The sequence below is a fragment of the Ruegeria jejuensis genome, assembly GCF_041537905.1.
In the GTDB taxonomy this organism is placed as follows: Bacteria; Pseudomonadota; Alphaproteobacteria; order Rhodobacterales; family Rhodobacteraceae; genus Ruegeria_C.
This window is the reverse complement of the sequence record NZ_JBGRUO010000063.1, coordinates 1-1,078: the sequence shown is the minus strand read 5'-3', so window position 1 is coordinate 1,078 and position 1,078 is coordinate 1. Positions and strand designations below refer to the sequence as shown.

At 53.3% G+C, this 1,078-nt stretch carries 1 protein-coding gene; it reads right to left on the bottom strand.

Annotation, left to right across the window (positions count from 1 at the left end; translation table 11 throughout):
- Nucleotides 1–180: 180 nt before the first annotated feature.
- The gene (locus AB1E34_RS26100) at nt 181–861 is read right to left on the bottom strand and encodes an IS6 family transposase (protein ID WP_372575205.1); all 681 of its coding nucleotides are present in this window, start codon (nt 859–861) and stop codon (nt 181–183) included.
- Between the last annotated feature and the right edge of the window lie 217 nt (nt 862–1,078).

Below are 1,078 nucleotides of genomic sequence, written 5' to 3'. Positions count from 1 at the left end.
GGACCGGATCCGCTAACACCTTACGGGCCAGCGGCATGTGCAAAGGCCGCGCTATAGGCCGAACACATGTCAGTACCCGAACCGATGCAGATACGGTCAAAATTACCTCTTGCGTTTTGGGCGTCTACACATGTCGCAAACTTTAGCGTGGTTCGAAGCTATCGCTTTGCCTGGACGAGTTTATCCTGCGAGCTCTGCAAATTGACGGAATCCGCTTGTCGAAGCTCCCAGCTGGCCCTTGCGGATCATGTTGGCGGTCTCGATGCCTGCAAGTGTCGCTGCTGCTGAGACGAAGCTTTTGAAGCCGAGCATCGGCCTCGTGAGCCGCTTGATGAACCGGTGATCCTGCTCGATAATGTTGTTCAAGTATTTAGATCTGACAGTGTCAATCGTAACCGGTATCCGCAATCGCTTGAATATTTTGTTGATGTCTTTGATCCCGGCCGCATTGCTCCTGCTTTTGTCAATAGTGATCCGTTTCGGGATGCCATTGTTGTGCAATGCGTTGGCGAAGAACTTCTTTGCTGCTTTCGTATCTCGCCTCTCAGAAAGCATGAAATCAAGGGTTTGACCGTTACGGTCCACAGCGCGATACAGGTACACCCATTCACCGCGAACCTTCACATAGGTTTCGTCCATGCGCCAAGAATCCGCTGTCTTGGCCTTTCGCTTCTGAGCCGCGCGAGCGGCCAAGGGTGAATACTTCACGACCCAGCGGTTCAGCGTCGCATGATCAACCGACACACCACGTTCCGCCATGATCTCTTCTAGGTCGCGGTACGAGACGCCGTAGCGAACGTAGAAATAGACCGCGAACAGGATCACAGATTGTGGATAGTGTGCACCTTTGAAGTCGATCACCGGACATTCCCATATAGCGTTGCAGACCAAGCACCAGTTGGATCAAACCGGGCGAAGGTGCAACTGGCCGACCAAAGTTTGCGACATGTGTAGACGCCCAAAACGCAAGAGGTAATTTTGACCGTATCTGCATCGGTTCGGGTACTGACATGTGTTCGGCCTATAGCGCGGCCTTTGCACATGCCGCTGGCCCGTAAGGTGTTAGCGGATCCGGTCC